This window comes from Quadrisphaera sp. GCM10027208, from assembly GCF_042658805.1.
Lineage (GTDB): Bacteria > Actinomycetota > Actinomycetes > Actinomycetales > SCSIO-59966 > SCSIO-59966.
Genome location: NZ_JBHSRC010000008.1, coordinates 72,166 through 88,036 on the forward strand (window position 1 = coordinate 72,166; position 15,871 = coordinate 88,036).

Genomic DNA, 15,871 nt, shown 5'->3' on the forward strand with positions numbered 1-15,871 from the left:
CGTCCGGAGCTGTCGCCGCGGGACGGCCGGTGTTCCCCCTTGCCCCAGCCGCCGCGGTGCGACAGGGTCACTGACAGGTACCGGGCGAGCCCGTACCGCCCGCTCGCTGCGAGGAGAGTCCGATGGCCACCGAGACGACGCCACGACGACGCGGCACGGGCGGTGGCGGGCTGGACGGTCCGCTGGTGAACGCCCTGGTCGGGACCCGTCGGTACTTCACGAAGGGGCGGGTGTCGGCAGACCGACGCACGCTGAGCCTCACCGGAGGCCGGCGCGCTGATGACTTCTACCGGGACCGCTGGAGCCACGACAAGGTCGTCCGCTCCACCCACGGCGTCAACTGCACCGGGTCGTGCTCGTGGAAGGTCTACGTCAAGGACGGGATCATCACCTGGGAGGCGCAGCAGACCGACTACCCGTCCGTCGGTCCGGACAGGCCGGAGTACGAGCCCCGCGGCTGCCCCCGCGGGGCCGCCTTCAGCTGGTACACGTACTCGCCGACCCGAGTCCGGTACCCGTACGTCCGCGGCGTCCTGCTCGAGATGTACCGGGAGGCGCGCGGACGTCTCGGCGACCCGGTCCTGGCCTGGGCGGACGTCGTCTCCGACCCTGAGCGGGCCCGCCGGTACAAGGCCGCCCGAGGCAAGGGCGGACTCGTCCGCGCCACCTGGGACGAGGCCACCGAGATGGTCGCCGCCGCCCACGTCCACACGATCAGGCACTGGGGTCCGGACCGTGTCGCCGGGTTCTCCCCCATCCCGGCGATGTCGATGGTCAGCCACGCCTCGGGCGCCCGCTTCATCTCGCTGATCGGCGGCACCATGCTGTCGTTCTACGACTGGTACGCCGATCTGCCGGTGGCGTCCCCGCAGGTGTTCGGCGACCAGACCGACGTGCCGGAGTCCGGCGACTGGTGGGACGCCGGCTACCTCGTCATGTGGGGGTCGAACGTCCCGCTGACCCGGACGCCGGATGCCCACTGGATGGTGGAGGCCCGGTACCGCGGGCAGAAGGTCGTCGCGGTCTCCCCTGACTACGCCGACAACGTCAAGTTCGCCGACGAGTGGCTCGCCGCACACCCCGGCACCGACGGCGCCCTGGCGATGGCGATGGGCCACGTCGTCCTCAAGGAGTTCTTCGTCGACCGCCAGGTCGGCTACTTCACCGACTACGTCAGGCGCTACACCGACCTACCCTTCCTCGTCTCGCTGGAGGAGCGGGACGGCGTCCACGTGCCGGGCAAGTTCCTCACCGCGGCCGACCTCGGCGGCGAGGAGGCCGAGGCCGAGAACGCCGCGTTCAAGACCGTCCTGCTGGACTCCCGGACCGGGCAGCCCGTCGTCCCCAACGGCTCTCTGGGATTCCGCTACGGGGAGTCCGGTGCCGGTCGCTGGAACCTCGACCTCGGCGAGGTCGACCCGCTGCTGTCCGCCGCCGGCGACGGAGCCGCCGTCGAGGTGGAGCTCCCCCGGTTCGACGGGATGGACGGCACGCAGGGCGCGATCCGCCGTGGCGTACCCACCCGTGAGGTGGCAGGACGCACGGTGACGACCGTCTTCGACCTGCTCCTGGCTCAGTACGGCGTCGGCCGGGACGGCCTGCCCGGCGAGTGGCCCACCGGCTACGACGACGCCACCCACCCCGGGACGCCGGCCTGGCAGGAGCAGTTCACCTCAGTCCCCGGTGAAGCCGCGGCGCGGATCGGCCGCGAGTTCGCCCGCAACGCCGAGGAGACCCGCGGCCGCTCGATGATCCTCATGGGCGCCGGCACGAACCACTGGTACCACTCCGACTCCATCTACCGGACCTTCCTGGCCCTCACCACGCTCACCGGGTGCCAGGGCGTCAACGGCGGCGGCTGGGCGCACTACGTCGGTCAGGAGAAGTGCCGCCCGGTCACGGGCTGGGCCCAGCTCGCGTTCGGGCTCGACTGGTCCCGGCCGCCACGCCAGATGACGCAGACCTCGTACTGGTACATGCACACCGACCAGTTCCGCTACGACCAGGTCAGCGCCGCGTCGCTCAACGGCACCCGGGCCGACGGCCTGTTCGCCGGCCGGACCACGGCCGACCTCATCGCCCAGTCGGTGCGGATGGGCTGGATGCCGTCCCAGCCGACGTTCGACCGCAACCCGCTAGACCTGGCCGACCAGGCCGAGACCGCCGGTGCGCCACCGGCCGAGTTCGTCGTCAACGAGCTCATGAGCGGCAGGATGCGGTTCGCCGTCGAGGACCCGGACTCCCCGGAGAACTTCCCCCGGGTGCTCAGCGTCTGGCGGGCCAACCTGCTGGGCTCCTCGGCCAAGGGCAACGAGTACTTCCTCCATCACCTGCTCGGCACCGACTCCTCCCTGCGCGCGGTGGAGGCGCCGCAGAGCGCCCGGCCCCGGGACGTGGTGTGGCACGACGAGGCACCCGTCGGCAAGCTGGACCTGCTGCTGAGCCTGGACTTCCGGATGACGAGCACGACGGTGTTCTCCGACGTCGTGCTGCCGGCGGCCACCTGGTACGAGAAGCACGACCTCAACACCACCGACATGCACCCGTTCGTGCACTCGTTCAACCCGGCCATCGCCGCGCCCTGGCAGACACGCACCGACTGGGACGCGTTCCAGGCCATCGCCCGCGCGTTCAGCACGCTCGCCGCACGGCACCTCGGCACCCGCACGGACCTCGTCGCCGTCCCGCTGCTGCACGACACCCCGGATGCGATGGCGACACCGCACGGCCGGGTCGCCGACTGGAAGGCCGAGGGCGTCCGACCGGTCCCCGGCGTGACGATGCCGAAGATCGTCACCGTGGAGCGCGACTACGCCGCCGTCGCCGACAAGATGACCGCGGTCGGTCCGCTGATGGACTCCCTCGGCGCCACCACGAAGGGAGTGACGTTCGACCTCACCCGCGAGGTCGAGTACCTCAAGCACAAGAACGGGACCGTCCACGGCGGTGTCGCGGACGGCCGGCCGTCGCTGGCACGCGACGTCCACGCCTGCGAGATGATCCTCGCCTTCTCCGGGACGACGAACGGGCACCTGGCGACCCAGGGCTTCCGGCAGGTGGAGAAGCGCACGGGCACCCGACTCGCTGACCTCGCCGCCGAGCACGAGGGCAAGCAGATCACCTTCGCCGACACCCAGGCGGCGCCCGTCCCCGTCATCACGAGCCCGGAGTGGTCCGGCAGCGAGACCGGCGGACGGCGGTACTCACCGTTCACCATCAACGTCGAACGGCTCAAGCCGTGGCACACCCTGACCGGTCGGCAGCACTTCTACCTCGACCACGACTGGATGACCGAGCTCGGAGAGAACCTGCCGACGTTCCGGCCGCCGCTGGACATGGCTCGCCTGTTCGGAGAACCCGAGATCGGGTCACAGGGCGAGCTGGGCATCTCGGTGCGCTACCTGACGCCGCACAACAAGTGGTCGATCCACTCGGAGTACCAGGACAACCTCTTCATGCTCAGCCTGTCCCGCGGCGGGCAGACCATCTGGATGTCCGACCGGGACGCCGCCAAGGTGGGCGTCAAGGACAACGACTGGATCGAGGCGGTCAACCGGAACGGGGTCGTGGTGGCCCGGGCCATCGTGTCGCACCGGATGCCGGAGGGCACGGTCTACATGCACCACGCCCAGGACCGGCTCATCGACGTCCCCCGTTCGGAGACCTCCGGCAAGCGCGGCGGCATCCACAACTCGCTGACCCGGCTGCTGGTCAAGCCGAGCCACATCATCGGGGGGTACGCGCAGCTCACCTTCGCGTTCAACTACCTCGGCCCGACCGGCAATCAGCGCGACGAGGTCACCGTCATCCGTCGTCGCTCGCAGGAGGTGCAGTACTGATGCGTGTCATGGCACAGATGGCCATGGTGATGAACCTTGACAAGTGCATCGGGTGCCACACCTGCTCGGTGACCTGCAAGCAGGCGTGGACCAACCGGGCCGGCGTCGAGTACGTCTGGTTCAACAACGTCGAGACTCGACCGGGTCAGGGCTACCCGCGCCGCTACGAGGACCAGGAGGAGTGGCAGGGCGGCTGGCAGCTGGACCGGCGAGGACGCCTGCGGCTGAAGGCCGGTGGCCGGATGAAGAACCTGCTCACCATTTTCTCCAGCCCCAAGATGCCGGACATCGGCGACTACTACGAGCCCTGGACCTACGACTACTCGACGCTGACGAACGCGCCGCTTCAGGAGCACACCCCCGTGGCGCGGCCCAAGTCGCTGATCAGCGGCAAGGACATGAAGATCTCCTGGAGCGCGAACTGGGACGACGACCTCGGCGGCGCACCCGAGCACGGCCACAAGGATCCGATGCTGGCGAACATCGCCGAGAAGGTGAAGTTCGAGTTCGAGCAGACGTTCATGTTCTACCTGCCGAGGATCTGCGAGCACTGCCTCAACCCGTCCTGCGCGGCGTCCTGCCCGTCCGGCGCGATCTACAAGCGCGAGGAGGACGGCATCGTCCTCGTCGACCAGGACCGCTGCCGCGGCTGGCGCAAGTGCGTGACCGGCTGCCCCTACAAGAAGGTCTACTTCAACCACCGCACCGGCAAGGCCGAGAAGTGCACGTTCTGCTTCCCGCGCATCGAGGTCGGCATCCCGACCGTGTGCGCCGAGACGTGCGTCGGCCGCCTGCGGTACATCGGGCTCGTGCTCTACGACGCCGACAAGGTGCTCGAGGCCGCGTCGGTGGAGGACGACCGCGACCTCTACATGGCCCAGCGGTCGGTACTCCTGGACCCCCGCGACCCCGAGGTGATCCGCCAGGCGGACCGGTCCGGCATCGCCCATGACTGGATCCAAGCCGCGCAGCGGTCGCCGGTCTACCGGCTCATCACCGACTACGAGGTTGCGCTGCCCCTGCACCCTGAGTACCGGACGATGCCGATGGTCTGGTACATCCCGCCACTGTCGCCCGTCGTCGACGTCATCCGCGACAGCGGCTACGACGCCGAGGACCAGGAGAACCTCTTCGCCGCCATCGACACGCTGCGGATCCCCGTCGAGTACCTCGCCGAGCTGTTCACGGCCGGGGACACCACGGTCGTGACGAACGTCCTGCAGCGCCTGGCGTCGATGCGCTCCTACATGCGGGACATCAACCTCGGCAGGGAGCCGAACGAGATGATCCCGGCCTCCGTCGGCATGTCCGAGGAGGACATGTACGAGATGTACCGCCTGCTGGCCCTGGCCAAGTACGACGAGCGGTACGTCATCCCTCCCGCGCACGCGGAGCAGGCCCACTCCCTCGAGGAGCTCGCCACCGAGTGCTCGCTGGACTACGACGGCGGGCCGGGGATGGGCGGCTGGGGACCCTTCGGTGAGGGCTCCGGCGGGGTGACGCCCATCGCGGTCGAGAACTTCCAGGCGTTGAAGGACCGGCAGACCGCCGACTTCGCGACCGACCCGGGTGACAAGGCGCGCCGGGTGAACCTCCTGAACTGGGACGGCAAGGGCTCGCCGCACGGTCTCTTCCCGCCCCAGGAGGGCGCCCACCGCGGAGCCCCGGACGTCGCCGGCAGCGGCGACCCGGACGCCGAGACGGAGCCCCGGCCGTGAACCGCCGGCTCGGTGACGAGGAGCGGGCGATCGCGTGGCAGGCTGCCTCGCTCCTGCTCGGATACCCGGACGACGACCTGCTGGCCCGCCTGCCGGCCCTGCGGGAGGCCGTCGGCCGGCTGCCCTCCCCCGTCGGGAAGCACCTCGGCCGGTTCGTCGAGCGCCTCGCGTCCGCTCCGCTGGGCGAGCTCCAGGAGCACTACGTGCAGACGTTCGACCACACTCTGCGGTGCTGCCCGTACCTGACGTACTACGCGTACGGCGACACCCGTCAGCGCGGGATGGCGCTGCTGAAGTTCAAGAACGCCTACCGGATCGCCGGTCTGGAGCTGACCGACGACGAGCTGCCGGACCACCTGGGCGTCGTCCTCGAGTTCGGGGCCACCGCCGACCGGCGGACCGCGGCCCGGCTCCTGCAGGACCACCGGGCCGGCGTGGAGCTCCTCCGGCTGGCGCTGCTGGACCGCGCCTCCCCCTACGGGGACGTCCTGGAGGCGGTGTCGTTGACACTGCCGCCGATCGGCGACCGCGACGCCGAGGCGGTCGCCCGGCTCGCCGCCGAGGGACCGCCGGCCGAGGAGGTCGGGCTCACCCCGTACAGCTCACCGGAGCTGCTGGCCGACCCGCGCGTGCGTGTCGCCGAACCGCCTTCGCCTGACCGCCAGGGGGCCCGATGAACGTCTCCACCGCCGAACTGCTGGCCTGGGTGGTCGTCCCGTACGTGTGCCTGGCCGTCTTCATCGCCGGCCACGTCTGGCGGTACCGCTACGACAAGTTCGGCTGGACCACACGCTCCAGCCAGCTCTACGAGTCGCGGCTGCTGCGGATCGGCAGCCCGCTGTTCCACTTCGGGATCCTGATCGTGTTCCTCGGCCACGTCATGGGACTGGGCATCCCGAAGAGCTGGACCGAGGCAGTCGGGATCGGGGAGGATGCCTACCACTTCATGGCCGTCTCGCTCGGCGCCCTGGCCGGGGTGTCCACCCTCGTCGGGATGGCGATCCTCATCTACCGACGACGGACGGTCGGGCCGGTGTTCAGCGCCACCACGACGATGGACAAGGTCATGTACCTGTTCCTCGCGATCGTCATCGTCCTCGGCCTGTGGAACACCGTCGCCTCGAACGTCCTCGACCACTACGACTACCGGGAGAGCGTCTCGGTGTGGTTCCGCGGCATCTTCCGCTTCGACCTGCAACCCGAGCTCATGGCCGACGCTCCGCTCGGCTTCCAGGCGCACGCGCTCGTGGCCTTCATGCTGTTCGCGCTGTGGCCGTTCACCAGACTCGTGCACGTCTTCAGCGCGCCGCTGGGGTACATTACCCGGCCATACATCGTGTACCGGTCCAGGGACGAGCAGCTCGGCAGCCGGACGCCGCGGCGCGGGTGGGAGAGGGTGGGCTGATGGACCACGTCGACCTGGGAGCCGTCGCCCGCGAGCAGGCCGAGGCCGCGGTCACCGCCGGCAGCGGCCGGGCCGCCGTCACCGTCTTCGGCGGCCAGGCGAACACCCTGCGCCAGACCGTCATCGCACTGCGCGCCGGCGCCGTCCTCGACGACCACGAGAACCCCGGCGAGGCGACGCTGCACGTGCTGTCCGGCCGGGTGCGGCTCGTCGGCGCGCAGACCGGCGACGCCGCCGAGGGGCAGACCGGGACCTTGCTCGTCGTCCCGGAGGAACGCCACCGGGTCGAGGCGGTCGAGGACTCCGTCATCCTGCTGACCGTCGGGAAGCACTAACCGGACGTCTACCCGACACGTCGAACGTCCCGAGCACCTCATGCATGGCGGGCTTCGTGGCCCCGATCTGACACGGCGAGCCTCCGCGACCCGACTCTGACCTGGACCTGCGGGTTGGCGGCACACGGGTCCGCGGACACCTGTACGTGTTCCTGGGAGATGTCCACCCGGAACCGCTGGCCCCGGTGCACGAGCGTAAAGCTCACCGCCTCCAGTCCCTCGGGTAGCCGCGGGTCGAACGTCACGGCGGCGTCTTGCAGCTGCACCCCGGCGAACGACCGAGTGACGATGTCGATCGTCCCTGCCATCGCCCCGAGGTGGACTCCCTCGCTCGTCGTCCCGCCCTGGGTGTCGTCCAGGTCGGCGGTCAGCGCCTCGCGGAACGTCCTCCACGCGCGTGCCGGGTCCATCCGGGCCAGCACCGAGGCGTGGACGACGCGGCTCAGGGTGGAGCCGTGCGCGGTGCGGGCCAGGTAGTAGTCGACGGTGCGGGCCAGCAGGTCCGGCGAGGTCTGGTAGCCCAGCCGCTGCAGCATCTCCTCCAGGCCGTCCGGCCCGAGCAGGTACACGAGCATGAGGACGTCGGCCTGCTTGGCGAGCTGGTAGCGGTTGGTCGTGTCGCCCTCGGCCTCCAGGATGAGGTCCAGCCGTCCGATGTTGCCGTAGGTGGTGCGGTAGCGGTCCCAGTCGAGCTCCTCCAGCGTCTCGTACCCGGCGAACTGGCTGATCACGCCGTCGTGGAAGGGCACGGCGAGGCGCCGGCTCAGGTGATCCCAGCGCTCGGGCTCCTCGACGGTGATCCGCAGGCGGGCGTGCAGCTCGTCGCAGTCGTGGCCGGCGGTCACGGCCAGGACGTCGCGGGCCCGCCGGCAGACCCAGGCGGCCAGCACGTTCGTGTACGCGTTGTCCCGCAGTCCTTCTCCCGGCGCGTCGGGGTAGCCGTCGTGGTACTCGTCGGGGCCCATCACGCCCTCGATGTGGAACCGGTCCTGGTCCGGGTCGTATGTCGCCATGCTGGCGAACAGCCGGGCGACCTCGATGATCAGGTCGGCGCCCCGGTGAGCCAGCCAGGCGACGTCCCCGGTGGCCTGGTAGTACTGCCAGGCGTTGTACGCGACGGCCAGCCCGACGTGGCGCTGCCGGTGGGAGTTGTCCGGCATCCAGCGTCCGGACCGCAGGTTGTACAGCTGCCGCGGGGTCTCCTCGCGGCCGTCGCTGCCGCTCTGCCACGGGAACAGCGCCCCCGCGAACCCCGCGCCGGCTGCGGCCCGGCGTGCCGCCCCGAGCCGCCGGTAGCGGTAGTCCAGCAGCGCCCGGCCGACCCAGGGCAGGTGCGGGGTCACCACCGGCAGCACGAACAGCTCGTCCCAGAAGACGTGGCCCCGGTAGCCCTCGCCGTGCAGGCCGCGGGCCGGCACCCCGGCGTCGACGTCGGCGGTGTGCGGCGACACCGACTGCAGCAGGTGGAAGACGTGCAGATTCAGCACGAGCTGCGTCTGGCGGTCGGCGTCCAGCTCGATCCCGAACCGCTGCCACAGCCGCGCCCAGGCGCTCTCGTGGTCAGGGAGCAGGTCTGCGAATGCCCGGGGCGGACACGACACGTCGCCCACTGCCGCCAGCCCGGGTGAGGCAATCGCCCGGTCCCGGGAGGTGTACACCGCCACGGTCTTCTCGACCGTGACCGGCTCACCGTCACGCAGCGGCAGGCCGAACTCGTGGCCCGGCCGCTGCCCTGACCTCCAGGTCGGAGCCGGAACCGCGCCGGCGCCGGCGACCGTCGTCCGGACGGCGGTTGCGATGCGCACCTGGCTCTGCGTCGTTTCCACCTCGACGAGGAACGTCCCGTCCCCGCACTCCTGCGCCTGGACCAACCGCAGGTGGCGGTCCGCCAGGGCCCGGTACTCCGCCACGTTGCGGTTGCGGACGGCGGTGTCGACACCGGACGCCACAGTCAGCCGGCCGCTCCAGCCATCGGCCACCAGGGTGGTCTGCAGGCAGGCCACGTGAGGGCGGGCCATGGAGACCAGGCGACGCTGGGTCAGCCTCAGCCGGCGCCCCGCTCGGTCGGTCAGGACCGCGCGTCTCGTCAGCACGCCGCGGCGCAGGTCCAGCTCGCGGCGCTCCCGGCTCGCTGTCAGACCGCCCTCGGACCACCACGGACCGGCGTCGGTGCGCAGGTCCAGGTGCAGCCAGTTCGGCGCGTTGACCAGGTGCTCGTCCTCCACCTGCCGCCCGTGCACCGTGGACGTCACGCGGTTGTACACCCCGGCGAGGTACGTGCCCGGGTAGTGCACGCCGTCGGCGGAGTGCTCCGGCGCCGCCCCCCGGGTGCCCAGGTACCCGTTGCCCAGAGCGGTCAGCGCCTCCCGGTGCCCCTCATGCGCCGGGTCGAAGCCCTCGTAGACGAGCACCCACGGGTCGGTTCGCAGCGCACCCAGGTCGAGCTGGGAGACGTCCTCGACGACGACGTCCGCCCCGGCACGCTCCAGCTGCTCCCGGTTACCGGACCGGGCCACGCCCACCACGAGCCCGAAGCCGCCACGACGCGCGGCCTCGACGCCCGACGTGGCGTCCTCCACGACGGCGGTCCTGGCCGCCGGCACCCCGAGCCGGCGAGCCGCCTCCACGAACGTGGCCGGGTCGGGCTTGCCGGGCAGCCCCTCGTCCGCCGCGACCTGACCGTCCACGACAACGTCGAACATCCCGGCCAGGTCCGCCGCCGCGAGCAGCGCCGCGGCGTTGCGGCTGGCCGTGACCAGGGCGACCGGCACACCGCCGGCGCGCAGTCGGCGCAGCAGGCCCACCGTGCCGCCGAACACCCGCACCCCGTGCCGGCCGAGCAGCTCCAGGTACATCTCGTTCTTGCGGGCCGCCAGGCCGTGCACGGTCCACTCCGACGGCCCGTCCCCGGGCGTCCCGAGCGGGACCTCGATCCCGCGGGACGCCAGGAAGGCCACCACGCCGTCCTCCCGGGACCGTCCGTCGACATAACGGCGATAGTCCACGTCCGGGTCGAAAGGTTCCCCGGCGGCGCCCACGCGGGGATCGGCCAGGACGCCGTCGAACAACTGCTTCCACGCCTGCGCGTGCACCCTCGCGGTGTCCGTGACGACGCCATCCATGTCGAAGATCACCGCGTCCTGCGGCGGAACGGCTCCCGTCGGCGCCACCCCGGCCGGCTCCGCTGAGCGACGCAGCATCTCCACAGCGACCTCTCCATCTGGTGCAGCGACACTAGTGCTGGTGACTTCCCCACAGGTGCGACGGGCTCGTTAGTGGTAGCCGTCCCTGCCGCCGTGTCGCCCAGACGCGCGGAGACTGCACGATGAGGTGCTGGCAGCGCTCGCTGCTACGACTCGACCTGGAACGGGTGCCGCCACCGTAGACCGGGAAAGCGCGCGAAGTCGCGATCCGTGGTGATCCACTCGCTGCCCGACTCGATCGCCAGCGCCGCGAGGTAGGCGTCAGGCACGAGATTGCCTGTGGCGCCTGACCGTCGACACAGGTCGACGAAGATCTCCCAGTGCCGTGGGCCAGGGGCGACGAGAACGCAGTTCGGTCGTGCGCGAAGCCTCCCGAGCTCGTCCAGCGCATGACCCAGGGGCGTCGGTGGCTGGAACACGCGGGGATGGGTGAGGACCCGTACGGCGCTACTGAGCACCATCTCGGCCAGTCCGAACGCGAGAGGCGTGGAGACTGCCTCCTCCAACCACCGCCGGTAGCGATCGTGCTGAGGAGCGTCGGCGCGCAGCGCGAGTACGAGCACGTTGACGTCGAAGAGGATCACGCGTCCTCGTCCATGAGGTCCAGGAGAGCCGCCGAGTCGTTCAAGTCGACACCCGGGCACAGGCCCGACCCCGCGAAAGGCCGCACCTGGTACGGCTCGACCGGCGCAGCCGCGCGACGTGACAGGGCCTCACGCAGCGCGTCCTCGACGACCGACGTGAGGGTGCGGCCCGATCGCGCCGCCTCCTCCTTGGCCTGCCGCATGAGCTGGTCATCAAGGTTCAGAGTCGTGCGCATGCAGAAAAGCATACTCCTCAGGCATCGATGTGCTCACTAGGGCGCACTCGACCCACCGCTACGGCTGGCGGTGCGGCGGCTGCGACTCCTGGTTCGCAGTCACCGCCGTGGTGATGGGCTGGATCGGTGCCGTCCTGTGGTGAACCGGCCAGGCCTTGGAACGGCGGTCGCGTGGTCGTACTGGACGCAGGTCGGCGACGATCGAGGTGGCGGATCCCCCCACGCCCGCGGGCCTCGACGCGCAGGAGCGACCGACGCGGCAGATGCCTTCGGTGCACGCCTGGTGGCGGAACCGGTCCACACGCCTCGGCGATGCCCAACGCCCGGCTGGAGGTACAGGCGCTCCCGGTGCAGCTGACGCTCCTCGTGGAGCTGGACGGCGGCGACCTCGGCTCGCGGTCAGAACGGGGGCTCCTCCGGCTCGTCGGCGTCCGCCGGCTCGGGCCCGGCGCCGGCGGCGTCCGTCGCGCTCAAGGCTGCGCGCAGCTCCTCGAGCGTCGCGGCGCCGAGGTCGTCGGCGTCCCAGTCGCCGAGCACCGGTGGGACGTCGGTGCGGTACGCGTGGCCGGTCGGGCTCGTCCACGTGACGCCGCCGTCGTCCCGGGACACGGACCAGCCGCCCTGGTGCCGGGCCCGGTGGTCGTGCGTGCACGGTGCATGGGTGTTGGCGGCACTGGTCGGCCCGTCCGGGAACACCACCACGTGGTCGATCTCGCCGGTCTCCGCTGGATGCATGCACGTCGGGGCTGTGCACGTGACGTCGCGGGCCACGACGTGGTCTCGCAGCTCCTGCGGTGGCACGTAGGTGGTGCGGCCGAAGTCGAGCAGTCGGCCGGTCAGCGGGTCGACGACGAGCCGCCGCCACGTTGCGTCCGCCGCGATGCGGCGGGCGACGTCGGCCGGCACCGGCCCATAGCCGCGCAGCTCCGCGGGCCGGTCGTCGAGCCCGAGCAGCGTGCTGGCGGCCACGACGACGTGCACCTGCGGCTTGCGTCCTTGACGCGTGGCCAGCGGTGTGGGACAGCTCTCCAGCGCGTGCCGAGCGAGCTCGACGAGCGCGTCGGTACGCAACGCGTCGAGCGGCCGGGCGTCACCTGCCTGACGCAGTGCCCGTGCCCGAGCGTCGAGCGCGTGGAACACCGACAGCGCGTCCTCCGCGGGCAGGTGGACGCCGAGCGTCGCCATCCCGTCCGGCTCGGGACGCAGCCAAACCGCCCGCCGCGCTCGCGCCTTCTCGTGCCGAGCCCGTGCGGCGTCCGGGTCCACGCGCAGCACTCGCCGCTGCACGCACGGCCGCAGCTGCCGGGCAGTCTGCTGCGGCGCGCGGCGCAGCACGTACTCCTCGACGGCACGGGCCTTGTTCGCCGTCAGCGTCGCGGTGTGCTCGATGACGACGCGGGCCCGCGCCCGGCAGATCTCCCCTTTCCGCAAGGCCTCCAGCGTCGCCGGCAACCGGCTCGTCAGGTCAACCGCCTCCGCGAGCCGGGTCTGCACGGCGCGCCGCGGCAGCTTGAGCCGGGCGGCGATCTCGTCAGCGGCGAACTCCGAGATGCCGCGCTCGTCGTCCGCGCGCGCCTCGCCCCGCCGGTTCGGCTCGACCGGCGCCGGACGCCGCCGGGCCAGCTCGGCCCACGCGACGTCCTTGGCCGCCTCGACCCAGGCCTCCAGCCGCGCCAGGCCGGCGATGTACTCGATGAGGTCGTAGCCGGCCAGGTGCGCCGGGTCCATCGAGGCGACCAGTGCGGCCAGCTCGGGGCCGGGCGCCATGCGCTCCAGCGCCGGCCGCGACACGACCGCCGCCCACCGCTCACCGTCCTGCAGGCGCCTTCCCTGCTCGGCATCCTCGACCAGGACCAGCTCCACCGGCTCGGGCTCCGGGCGCAGCGCCCGCCGAAGTCGTTCTGCCACATCCGTTGTCGTCGTCATGCGGCAACGCTAGAGGGCACCACTGACAACCAGTGGTCGTGCAAGAGCCCCTGCGGCGCAACGCATCCGGCCCATCTACTGCGCGTGTGACGATTCGACGGGCATCCGCCCGTCGATCGGGTTGCCCTTCAGAACCGACCGAGTTGCGAAGTTGCGAGGACAGCGCGCTAATGGGGTCGGTACCGCCATAGGCGTCGTCGGGGGAACCGTGGTCGGCACGATCGTCGGCACCTTCACTTCGGGAGCTGTGGACTCGCTGTGGGAAAGTGGGGCCGACAGCATCGGTGACGTCGGGGATGCGATCGTCGACGGGTGGCAGGAGGTGGCCGACACCGGTGCCGCTGTGGATGATCTCGCGGAGGACGCCTGGGATGCGATCTTCTAGGCGTTGGCTCGCCTCTGTCGGCGCCGGGGTGGCGGGAGCCATCGGCGTGCTCGTGCTCACCGTGCCACTCATGAGCGACGAGACGACGACGGCCGCCGTGCTGATCGGGCTCGTTCTCCTGGCGGTGGCTGCCGCGCTCTGGATCTTCGGCCGTGCACCCCGTGTGGTCGAGTCCGCGATCACCACGCGTGAGACCGCGGACGGACCAGAGCTTCACCTGCGCTTACGGCCCCATGTGCCGGTGGCGAACGTTCTCGTCCTGGGTGCGCTCAGCGCGTTGGTGCTCTACGGCGCTCTCGCGATCGGGCTTCGAAGCGGCGGGCTGCTGCTCCTCCCGGTGCTGCTTCTCGTCGCCCTGCCCCTCCCGGACACCGTGCGCGCTCTGCTGCGCCGTCCGGACGTCACGCTGACGAACCGGCACGTCGCGCTTCGGGGCTGGGGGGCCGATGCGCAGCTCGCCTGGGAGGATGTCACAGGTGCCGAGGTCGTCGTGCCACGTCCGCGCAGGCCCGTCGTTCGCATCCTCGGCCGCCCCGGTGCCACGTCGTGGACCTTCGCACCCCGGCGGATCCTGGTGCCCCTGGACACCCGCCCGGACGGGCCGCACGTGGACGTCCCCATCCTGGGGCTCGCCCGCCCGGGCGCCCTCCAGGTCGTGGTCGAGGAGCTCGCCGCACAGCGACCCGACGAGCGTGCGGCATTCCTGCGCGAGACGGCTCCTCAGCTGCTCAGCTGCGCTGGGCGATGAGCTCCGCCGCCCCGCGCAGCGTACGCAGCCGCGGGTAGTCGTCCTCGTCGAGCCGCACGCCGGTGCTTGCGGCCAACGTCTCCACGAACGCCAGGAAGTCGAGGGAGTCGAGCTCGAGCGCGTCACGCAGGTCCTCGTCGGCGCCGAGCTCGTCGAGGTCGGCGTCCGGCACGATGCCCAGGACGGCGCTACGGACCACGCGGGTGGCCTCGTCGATGCCCATGCTCACAGCCCCTCCGGACGCTGTAGGTACTTCTCGACCGCTGCCAGGAAGCGGGCACCGGTGAACCCGTCGGTCGCCCGGTGGTCCGCGGCGAGCGTCGCCGTGACGACCGGCCGGACACCGACCATCCCGTCGACCGCCCACGGCCGCTCCACGACGCGACCGAAACCGACGAGCGCGACCTGCGGCGCGTAGACGACCCCGTGCACGACCTCGACGCCCAGGTCGCCCAGGTTGGTCACGGTCGCCGTCGCCGACTCGAGCTCCTCGCGGCGCAGCCGGCCGCGCCGAGCTCGCTCGACGAGGTCACGAAGACCTCGCATCAGGTCCGCCAGCGGCAGCTGGTCGGCGTCCAGCAGCGCCGGCGCCACAAGTCCTCCACCGCGCAGCGACACCGCCACGCCCAGGTGCACCGTGGGCGACCCGGCGAAGGCGTCGTCCGTCCAGAACCCGTTGAGCTCCGGCACGTCTCGCAGGGCGAGGGCGGTGGCCTTGAGCAGCAGCGCCGCCGGCACGACCCGATCGCTGACCGGCCGGTCGAGGTTGGTCTGCCGCAGCCACGTCACGGCCGGGTGCAGGTCGATGGTCGACGCCAAGTGGTAGTGCGGCACCTCCCGCCACGACCGCGTCATGGCGCGGGCGATGGTCTCGCGCATCGGTGACGCCCGCATCGGTGACGCCGCACGCGGGGCCGGGGCCGGCGCGACCGTGGCCGCCGCCCGCACGTCGTCGGCGCGCACGGCACCACCTGGGCCGGTCCCGCGCACAGAGGCGAGGTCAACGCCCTGCTCGCGCGCGAGACGCCTGGCGTACGGCGAGACCGGCGGCCGGGTGGGACGACCGACGTCCGCGCGTCGCACCCGTCCACCCGGGCCGCTGCCGTGCACTCGCGTCAGATCCACACCGTGGGACCGAGCGTCCTTGCGCACCAGCGGAGAGGTCGCCGGCGCCGGCGCTGTCGGCGCCGGCGCCGCCGGGGCCGACGCTGCCGGGGCCGAGGCTGCCGGGGCCGGGGCGCTAGCGACGGCCGCGCTGCCCGGCGCGAGCCGGGCGAGCGGAGTGCCCACCGGCACCCGCGTTCCCTCCGGGACCAGCAGCTCCTCGACGACGCCGTCCGAGAACACCTCGACGTCGACGGCGGCCTTGTCGGTGTCCACGACGGCGACGACGTCCCCGCGGTGGACGACGTCCCCCGGCTTCACCAGCCACTGCAGGACGGTGCCCTCCTCCATGTCCGCGCCGAGGGACGGCATCACGAAGTCGGCCACG

General features: G+C 71.5%; 13 protein-coding genes. 7 read left to right on the top strand and 6 right to left on the bottom strand.

Annotated elements, in window-relative coordinates; translation table 11 throughout:
- The first annotated feature begins 122 nt into the window (after window positions 1-122).
- Genes ACFP6A_RS12815 through ACFP6A_RS12835 form a run of 5 tightly spaced genes read left to right on the top strand, consistent with a single transcriptional unit; the run spans window position 123 to window position 7,297 of the window.
- Entirely contained in the window at window positions 123-3,839 is a 3,717-nt protein-coding gene (locus ACFP6A_RS12815) for a nitrate reductase subunit alpha (protein WP_379604113.1), read from the top strand.
- Complete coding sequence (narH, locus tag ACFP6A_RS12820) at window positions 3,839-5,557, top strand: nitrate reductase subunit beta (protein ID WP_379604115.1); 1,719 nt, start codon at window positions 3,839-3,841, stop codon at window positions 5,555-5,557. Before ACFP6A_RS12815 ends, narH begins: the two co-directional genes overlap by 1 nt.
- A complete protein-coding gene (gene narJ, locus ACFP6A_RS12825; protein ID WP_379604116.1) occupies window positions 5,554-6,234 on the top strand; it encodes a nitrate reductase molybdenum cofactor assembly chaperone in 681 nt (226 codons plus the stop codon). The genes narH and narJ overlap by 4 nt, the downstream gene beginning before the upstream one ends.
- The gene (gene narI / locus ACFP6A_RS12830) at window positions 6,231-6,962 is read left to right on the top strand and encodes a respiratory nitrate reductase subunit gamma (RefSeq protein ID WP_379604118.1); all 732 of its coding nucleotides are present in this window, start codon (window positions 6,231-6,233) and stop codon (window positions 6,960-6,962) included. Before narJ ends, narI begins: the two co-directional genes overlap by 4 nt.
- On the top strand, window positions 6,962-7,297 hold the full coding sequence (locus ACFP6A_RS12835) for a LuxR family transcriptional regulator (RefSeq protein WP_379604119.1): 336 nt from the start codon (window positions 6,962-6,964) through the stop codon (window positions 7,295-7,297). The genes narI and ACFP6A_RS12835 overlap by 1 nt, the downstream gene beginning before the upstream one ends.
- A 38-nt stretch (window positions 7,298-7,335) precedes the next feature.
- On the opposite strand, the gene ACFP6A_RS12840 is transcribed toward ACFP6A_RS12835, so the two are convergent.
- The 4 genes from ACFP6A_RS12840 to ACFP6A_RS12855 all read right to left on the bottom strand — a co-directional run bounded on the left by ACFP6A_RS12840 (window position 7,336) and on the right by ACFP6A_RS12855 (window position 13,246).
- Entirely contained in the window at window positions 7,336-10,497 is a 3,162-nt protein-coding gene (locus tag ACFP6A_RS12840; RefSeq protein WP_379604121.1) for a beta-phosphoglucomutase family hydrolase, read from the bottom strand.
- A gap of 149 nt (window positions 10,498-10,646) precedes the next feature.
- Window positions 10,647-11,084, bottom strand: coding sequence for a type II toxin-antitoxin system VapC family toxin (locus ACFP6A_RS12845; RefSeq protein ID WP_379604122.1), 438 nt, complete (start codon window positions 11,082-11,084; stop codon window positions 10,647-10,649).
- Complete coding sequence (locus ACFP6A_RS12850) at window positions 11,081-11,320, bottom strand: DUF2191 domain-containing protein (RefSeq protein WP_379604124.1); 240 nt, start codon at window positions 11,318-11,320, stop codon at window positions 11,081-11,083. Before ACFP6A_RS12850 ends, ACFP6A_RS12845 begins: the two co-directional genes overlap by 4 nt.
- A gap of 399 nt (window positions 11,321-11,719) precedes the next feature.
- Window positions 11,720-13,246 carry a DUF222 domain-containing protein gene (locus ACFP6A_RS12855; protein WP_379604125.1) on the bottom strand — a complete coding sequence of 509 codons (1,527 nt, stop codon included), beginning with the start codon at window positions 13,244-13,246 and terminating at the stop codon, window positions 11,720-11,722.
- 208 nt (window positions 13,247-13,454) lie between these two features.
- On the opposite strand from ACFP6A_RS12855, the gene ACFP6A_RS12860 reads away from it, so the two are divergent.
- Together ACFP6A_RS12860 and ACFP6A_RS12865 are read left to right on the top strand one after the other, a co-directional pair.
- Entirely contained in the window at window positions 13,455-13,631 is a 177-nt protein-coding gene (locus ACFP6A_RS12860; protein ID WP_379604127.1) for a hypothetical protein, read from the top strand.
- Between the two features lie 70 nt (window positions 13,632-13,701).
- A complete protein-coding gene (locus tag ACFP6A_RS12865) occupies window positions 13,702-14,379 on the top strand; it encodes a hypothetical protein (protein WP_379604129.1) in 678 nt (225 codons plus the stop codon).
- On the opposite strand, the gene ACFP6A_RS12870 is transcribed toward ACFP6A_RS12865, so the two are convergent.
- Both ACFP6A_RS12870 and ACFP6A_RS12875 read right to left on the bottom strand, forming a co-directional pair.
- Window positions 14,360-14,602 carry an acyl carrier protein gene (locus ACFP6A_RS12870; RefSeq protein ID WP_379604130.1) on the bottom strand — a complete coding sequence of 81 codons (243 nt, stop codon included), beginning with the start codon at window positions 14,600-14,602 and terminating at the stop codon, window positions 14,360-14,362. The genes ACFP6A_RS12865 and ACFP6A_RS12870 overlap by 20 nt on opposite strands.
- Before the next feature lie 2 nt (window positions 14,603-14,604).
- Window positions 14,605-15,870 carry a dihydrolipoamide acetyltransferase family protein gene (locus ACFP6A_RS12875; protein WP_379604132.1) on the bottom strand — a complete coding sequence of 422 codons (1,266 nt, stop codon included), beginning with the start codon at window positions 15,868-15,870 and terminating at the stop codon, window positions 14,605-14,607.
- Between the last annotated feature and the right edge of the window lies 1 nt (window position 15,871).

Coding starts and splice junctions, on each gene's coding strand:
- ACFP6A_RS12815 (WP_379604113.1), top strand. CDS start 123: ATGGCCACCGAGACGACGCCACGACGACGCGGCACGGGCGGTGGCGGG.
- narH (WP_379604115.1), top strand. CDS start 3,839: ATGCGTGTCATGGCACAGATGGCCATGGTGATGAACCTTGACAAGTGC.
- narI (WP_379604118.1), top strand. CDS start 6,231: ATGAACGTCTCCACCGCCGAACTGCTGGCCTGGGTGGTCGTCCCGTAC.
- ACFP6A_RS12835 (WP_379604119.1), top strand. CDS start 6,962: ATGGACCACGTCGACCTGGGAGCCGTCGCCCGCGAGCAGGCCGAGGCC.
- ACFP6A_RS12840 (WP_379604121.1), bottom strand. CDS start 10,497: ATGCTGCGTCGCTCAGCGGAGCCGGCCGGGGTGGCGCCGACGGGAGCC.
- ACFP6A_RS12850 (WP_379604124.1), bottom strand. CDS start 11,320: ATGCGCACGACTCTGAACCTTGATGACCAGCTCATGCGGCAGGCCAAG.
- ACFP6A_RS12855 (WP_379604125.1), bottom strand. CDS start 13,246: ATGACGACGACAACGGATGTGGCAGAACGACTTCGGCGGGCGCTGCGC.
- ACFP6A_RS12865 (WP_379604129.1), top strand. CDS start 13,702: ATGAGCGACGAGACGACGACGGCCGCCGTGCTGATCGGGCTCGTTCTC.
- ACFP6A_RS12870 (WP_379604130.1), bottom strand. CDS start 14,602: ATGGGCATCGACGAGGCCACCCGCGTGGTCCGTAGCGCCGTCCTGGGC.